This window comes from Rhizobium tibeticum (genome assembly GCF_900110205.1).
In the GTDB taxonomy this organism is placed as follows: Bacteria; Pseudomonadota; Alphaproteobacteria; order Rhizobiales; family Rhizobiaceae; genus Rhizobium; species Rhizobium tibeticum.
In genome coordinates, this window is sequence record NZ_FOCV01000016.1 from 146,204 (window position 1) to 152,500 (window position 6,297).

General features: G+C 58.3%; 6 protein-coding genes and 1 pseudogene. 6 read left to right on the plus strand and 1 reads right to left on the minus strand.

Annotation, left to right across the window (positions count from 1 at the left end; translation table 11 throughout):
* The first annotated feature begins 381 nt into the window (after nt 1-381).
* From BSG20_RS18790 to BSG20_RS38875, 6 genes and pseudogenes are all read left to right on the plus strand, one after another.
* Nucleotides 382-1,098 carry a hypothetical protein gene (locus BSG20_RS18790; protein ID WP_143147503.1) on the plus strand — a complete coding sequence of 239 codons (717 nt, stop codon included), beginning with the start codon at nt 382-384 and terminating at the stop codon, nt 1,096-1,098.
* A 622-nt stretch (nt 1,099-1,720) separates the two neighbouring features.
* Nucleotides 1,721-2,899, plus strand: a complete 1,179-nt coding sequence (gene repA / locus BSG20_RS18795) for a plasmid partitioning protein RepA (protein WP_072377777.1) — start codon at nt 1,721-1,723, stop codon at nt 2,897-2,899.
* A complete protein-coding gene (gene repB, locus BSG20_RS18800) occupies nt 2,896-3,894 on the plus strand; it encodes a plasmid partitioning protein RepB (protein ID WP_072377779.1) in 999 nt (332 codons plus the stop codon). The genes repA and repB overlap by 4 nt, the downstream gene beginning before the upstream one ends.
* Nucleotides 3,895-4,045: 151 nt before the next feature.
* The gene (gene repC, locus BSG20_RS18805; protein WP_072377781.1) at nt 4,046-5,335 is read left to right on the plus strand and encodes a plasmid replication protein RepC; all 1,290 of its coding nucleotides are present in this window, start codon (nt 4,046-4,048) and stop codon (nt 5,333-5,335) included.
* Nucleotides 5,336-5,443: 108 nt separating this feature from the next.
* Nucleotides 5,444-5,689 (plus strand): annotated as a pseudogene (locus BSG20_RS38870) (transposase); the annotation flags it as partial.
* A gap of 1 nt (nt 5,690) precedes the next feature.
* Nucleotides 5,691-6,044, plus strand: a complete 354-nt coding sequence (locus tag BSG20_RS38875; RefSeq protein WP_072377785.1) for a group II intron maturase-specific domain-containing protein — start codon at nt 5,691-5,693, stop codon at nt 6,042-6,044.
* 25 nt (nt 6,045-6,069) lie between these two features.
* Here BSG20_RS38875 and BSG20_RS18815 read toward each other — a convergent pair.
* The coding region (locus tag BSG20_RS18815; protein ID WP_177309857.1) for an ATP-binding protein at nt 6,070-6,297 on the minus strand (228 nt) is incomplete at its 5' end.

A 6,297-nucleotide genomic window follows, 5' to 3' on the forward strand; every position in this document is an offset into this window, starting at 1 on the left:
CACGTCAGTTCATCGAACTGCAGAATTACCTCGTTCCAATAACGGGTCAAACAATATCGCGTCACAGGAACTGGAATTTGGACTTTTGGTCTGTGACGGATCAGACCTAGGTCCTAACCGGAGGAGCAATGGTCTGACCTCTGTGGAACTGGCGCGGGACGCAGGCTATCGTCGATGTGATTTGGAACGCGGCGTGTCCGCGCCAGGCCGGAAAGCTGGCTTCAAGCCCGCCGCTTGCAGCCATGCTTTCCGGTCATACGAGCAATGTACTGCAAAGCGGTACTAAATCCGGAGGTTGATATGAGCATTTCCACCATACTTGGACGCAGCATTATTGCGCTGACAATTGCGGTTGCGCCTGTAGGTGGCGCAGCATTGGGCTTGTCGGGCGTCGCCTACGCGAAGGGTGGGAACGGCAACGGCAATTCCGGAGGTGGCAACGGAAATGGTAATGGGGGCGGCAACGGCAACGGCAACGGCGGAAATCACGCTGGTGGCAGTTCCAGTCAGGGGAAGTCTGACACCGCCGGCTCCCACGGAAGAAGCAAGAACGGCAACAGCAGCGGCGATCGTCCAACGTTGAAATCGTTGTTCACGCACGAGAAAAAGGCCGCACCGACAACGAAAAGCAAGGCCGCACCGACAACGAAAAGCAAGGTCGCACCGACATCGAAAAGCAAGGTCGCGACGACGACCAAAGTAAAAGCCCCTGCAGCCGATTTTGCCAGCCTGAGTTCGCTGAACAGGAACTACCACGCCTACATCCACTCCAACGATCCTCGAATGGCAGCGGTTTCGGCCTATGTGATGGCCTATGCCGAGTTTGAAGCCGAGAACGGGCCTGACGCTATTCCTACTGACCCGGCTCTTAGCGACGAAGCGCTGCGCGACGCGCTTTCGAGCTTTACCAAGGGTGGCGAAGTGACGGACGAGGCTCTCGAAGAGGCTAAAGACATCTTGGGCGTCGGCCCGGCGGTCGGGAAGATCGATCAGATTCGCGATACACTTCCGGCAGAGGAGTCAGTGACGGATCCCGACGCAAGCGAGCCGGTGGAAAGCGACGCGCCGCCAGTGACCGTGATCGTAGAGCAGCCCTGAGGTTGCTGAGAGCGAGGCCACGGTGCGGCAGCATTCGGATAGGAGCTTCGCGGCGGCGCTGGTTATCGGCGCATGGTATACGTCATGGAATCGCCAGCCGAGATATCGATAGTGATCGCGACGCCTTGGCCCACTGGCCATTCGGCGTCGCTATTTCCGTTCCTGATATAGCCACCATCGCAATCCGACTTCTATCAGCCTTTGGACGATCACCGTATCGGTGTGTCGGCGACGAGCTGCCGCAACTCGAGTGGCGGCAGAACGCCTGGGCCTTTTGCATTTCTTGATCCGGCAATACCCCGTGTCGCCGCAAGGGAAGTGTCCTTGGACAACTCTTCGCCCTAACCGCCGCGTCTCGTTCCGTCTGAACTCTGCTGGCATTTGACCGACGCGCGCCTCGGCATGATAGCACGGGGCGCGCGCGCGTTCTCGTATGCGCGGGTCACAGCACATATGACCGCACAAGGCATCCCCGAGGGGTTTGCCGAATCTCGCGAATCGAGCTAGTTCTGTAACTACGCAAAAAGAGCGAATTATCGCTACAGGGCGAAACAACGACTGCATCAACCGTTCATCAATCGTGTCGGCGCTTAGGCTATTGAAACGAACTGAGGAAAGAATCGTGAATCGGCACTTAAGCAGCCTCGACTTCATGCAGAGCTTTTCCACCAAATTGGAGCTCGCGCTGCAAAACCTTTCGATGGCGCAATATCCACCCGATGCGCGCCGCGAGATGCGCAAATTCTCCTCGTCGGAGGTCGCAGCTCTCCTCGATGTCTCGGAAGCCTATATCAGGCAGATCGTTCTGAAGGACAAGGGTCCGTCGCCCGAGACCACGTCAAATGGCCGTCGCATGTACACCTTGGAGCAGATCCTCGAGCTGCGCCTGATGCTGGCCGAGAAGGGGCGCAAGAAGTGGATGAACCCTCGTCGTGTCGAGGGTGAAGAATGCCAGATCATTGCGGTTACAAACTTCAAGGGCGGTTCCAGCAAGACATCCACGACCATCCACCTTGGACACTACTTGGCGCTCAAGGGCTATCGGGTGTTGGCGGTCGATCTCGATCCGCAGGCGTCGCTTACCAGCCTGCATGGCGCGCTTCCTGATTTCGATCCCCGTGAAGACGAAACGCTTTATGCCGCCATTCGCTTCTCGGACCCGAAGCCGACGAAATCGCTGGTCCACAACACGCATATTGCCGGTTTCGATGTCATCTGTGCGGGTCTCGACCTGACGGAGTTTGAAACGGCGGTCGCCCTTGAGATGCGAAAGAACGGCGGCACCAGCTTCCTGCTGCGGGTCTCGCAGGCGCTGGAGCAGGTTGCGGGTGACTATGACGTCATCTTGATGGATTCGGCACCGTCGCTGAACTTCCTTACCCTCTCGTCACTGACGGCTGCCACTGGTGTTGTCATACCGGTTCCAGCCCATATGCTCGATGTCGATTCGACAGGCAAGTTCCTCGAGCTGGCCTCGTCCTATATGCAGATATTGAGCGAGATGGGGACCGCGGCGCAGTGGGATTTCGCGAAGTTTCTCGTCACGAAGTTCGAGGCCAACGATCATCCGCAGGCCAATATGACCGCCCTGATGCGACAGGTCTTCGGCGAAGACTTGCTGTTGAACATGGTCGCAAAGTCAACCGCCGTCGCCGACGCCTTGACCTGGAAGCAGAGCCTCTATGAGGTTCAGCGTTCGCGCTTCTCGGCGCCGAAAACATATGATCGCGCGATGGAATCGATCAACGCGGCCAACGCCGAGATCGAGAAGCTGCTTTGGGCAGCATGGGGGCGCGAATGAGCCGGAAAGATTCTCGTGGCATGTTCGCCAATGTGCTCGGTCAACTTGAGCAACCGGCCGTGGCGCCGGTCGCCAAGCCGACGACGTCTCCGCACCTTCTCAAGGTCGCGGCGGGCGTCAGGCAGATCCAGGAAAAAGGCGAGGTCCTCGACCGGCTCCTCAAGGACGGCGATCATATCGTCGAGGTGGATCCCGATGACGTGGCGCCCTCCTCGATCCCGGATCGCTTCGATGGTGCTTATGACGATGCCGCCATCGACGAGATTGCAGCGTCCATCAAGGAGCGCGGACAGATCGTACCTGGCCTGATCAGGCCGCACAGAGGCAATGGGCTACCATACCAGATCGTGTTCGGGCGGCGGCGATTGGCGGCGGCCAAGGCGCTTGGCCTGAAGTTCCGCGCCATCGTGCGGGAACTCAGCGATGAAGAGGCAATCGTCTTCCAGGGCGAAGAGAACGCAAACCGCAATGACCTGTCGTTCATCGAGAAGTGCGCATTCGCGCTATCTCAGGAGCAGGCCGGATATCGACGCGACGTGATCTGTGCATCGCTTGCGACGGGGAAGTCGCATGTGTCGGAGATGCTGCGGATTGCAACCGCGATCCCTCGGGATGTTCTGCTTGCGATTGGCTCCTCGCCGGAAATCGGCCGTCGCCGGTGGATCGACTTTGCCGACGCTTTCGCCAGGCGCCAGGACGGTGCAGCGCGCATCAAGCAATCGCTGGGTCAAGACAAAGCCGCTGCCGAGAAAGATCGTTTTGCGATCGCTCTTGGCGCGCTGAAGGCCGAAGCAGCGCCGGCGGCTGCGCAGTCTGCCGTGACGGAAATACGAGCAAATGGCTTTCTTCTAGCGACAGTCAGCTACGCGAAGACAGGCCCTAAGCTCAGCTTCACAAAGGCCGTTCCGGCCAGTTTCGTCGATTTCTTGAATGCTCGCATGGAGGCGCTTCATAGCGAATTCGTGCAGTCGACACAACGCAGCAGCAAAGGATAACACCGCAAAAGAAAAAAGCTCCCGAACGTTGCCGTCACGGAAGCCCTTCTCATAGGTTAGCAGCTAGAGAATCGCATTTCCGGGAATCGCTGTCAAGAGTTGGCACCAGTTTGGTGGGTGGATTTCTTTTGCCTTCAGCAAGGTGAAGGTGATGGAAACAGGAAGCGTGACGACGCCCTTTGGGCAGCGTCCGATGACGCTTGGCATGCTTGCCAGCCAAAAGGCAGCGAGCGAGCTTCAGGCAGATCAATCGGTCGACAAATGGAAAATCTATAGGGCACTATGCGCTGCCAAGCCCCTGCTTGGCGTGACGGACCGCGCGCTTGCGGTGTTGAATGCATTGCTGAGTTTCTATCCGAAGAATGTCCTGTCAGAAGAAAACGGCCTCGTCGTTTTTCCGTCGAATGATCAGCTTTCGTTGCGCTCGCACGGTATGGCCGAGCAGACGATCCGCCGACATCTGGCTGTGCTGGTCGAAGCCGGACTGATCGTGCGCAAAGACAGTCCAAACGGCAAACGCTACGCCCGCAGGGTCAAGGAAGGTGAGGTCGGAGAGGCATTCGGCTTTTCGTTGGCACCGCTAATCGTGCGTGCCGAGGAGATCGAGCGTCTGGCGGCCGAGGTGGTGGCCGAACGGCTACATGTGCAGCGATTGCGCGAGCAGCTCAGCCTTTGCCGCCGCGACGTTGCGAAGCTGATCGAGACCGCAATGGAGGAAGACCTGGCGGGCGATTGGGAGGCTGCGTTCAGCTATTTCAGGGGGTTGGTCGACGGTGTACCGCGTACGCCGACGGCAGAGCGGATCGCAACGACACTTGAAGAGATGCAAACCCTGCGCGACGACATCACTAACAGACTGGAAACTTTGCTTAAAGCCAAAAATACGCGCGGCAATCCCGCTCAAACTGAGCGTCACATACATAATTCAAACCCTGACTCTATTACTGAACTTGAACCAGCTTTAGAAATAAAGCAGGGGGCAAACTCGGGGCGCACGCTTGAGCCTTATGCCGGGGCGCCGGCTGAGAAGCAAAAGCATGACGATCGAAATACCGCAGAGGCGCAAAGCCGACCAGGCAGTGATGGCGCGGGCATGAAGTCCTTCCCGCTCGGGCTAGTTCTGCAGGCCTGCCCCGACATGGTGAGCTACGGGCCTGGCGGATCGATCGCAAATTGGCGCGACATGATGGCGGCTGCGGTCGTGGTCCGGGGGATGCTGGGTGTTAGCGCTTCGGCTTATGAGGAAGCGTCTGCTACGATGGGAGCCGAGAACGCGGCCACGGTCATGGCGTGCATCCTCGAACGCGGCGGCCACATCAACTCGGCGGGAGGATACCTGCGAGATCTGACCCGTCGCGCGGAAAGAGGTGAATTCTCGATCGGCCCGATGCTGATGTCGCTGGTCCGTGCGCACGGCGGCGCGACACGGCGGGCGGGGTAGCGGAAGGGTTAGACTAGCCCGGAAATTTCAAAGGTAGGGGCACCGGGGCTCTGAATCTGAGATAATGTTTTTGCAACAAAGTGTTACCGGAATCAAAGGTGTTCTCGGATGCAGACACAGTGTAGCGCAAAATCATTTGAGTTTGCGCGCGTAGAATCACGATCGGTAGTGGCGGCATTTGATGGCGGCGCGGTGACGAGCGACGCCGCCGCGCTGCTGCTGGGGTCCACGGATCGGGCCATTGGTCTAGTCGATTGTTTTGCCGCTTGCTTTGTGGATCGGCGCCGGCCGGAGCTCATCGAGCAGGAGGTGCGCACGCTGGTAAGCCAGCGGGTGTTCGGGATCTCGCACGGAGATGAGCCTGCAGGACATCTCCCGGCTATTCAATCCCGTCCTGCGGGGCTGGGTGGCTTATTATGGGAGGTTTTACCCGTCGGCGACGTATCCGGTCTTCAGGCACGTCAACCAGACGTTGATCGCCTGGGCGATGCGGAAGTATCGACGGCTCAAAAGGCATAAGACGCGGGCAAGCCCCTTCCTCGAAACCGTGCCAGAGAAGCAGCCCCGTCTGTTCGTACATTGGCAAAAGGAACCGTCGGAGCGTTTACTTGCGTATTCCGATGAAGCCGGCCAGTCATTCCGATTTCATTCCGGCCAGCATTCCGATTTGAAGGCGGCCATTTCTCGGACTGATCCTGGGTCTGTTTGATGTTTGGATCTCGTTTTGTTTCAGGTCAAGCGTGCAGTGTTTCAAACGCTATCGGCGAGCGCTGTTTTCGCATGCTTTCACCGGTGAGATCGATGCGATAGGCGTTGTGAACGAGGCGATCCAGGATGGCGTCAGCAAGCGTTGGGTTTGCGATGATCTCGTACCAGCGATCCAAAGGCACCTGGCTGGTGACGATCGTCGATCGCCGCTCGTAGCGGTCTTCGATGATCTCGAGGAGATCGCGCCGTTGATC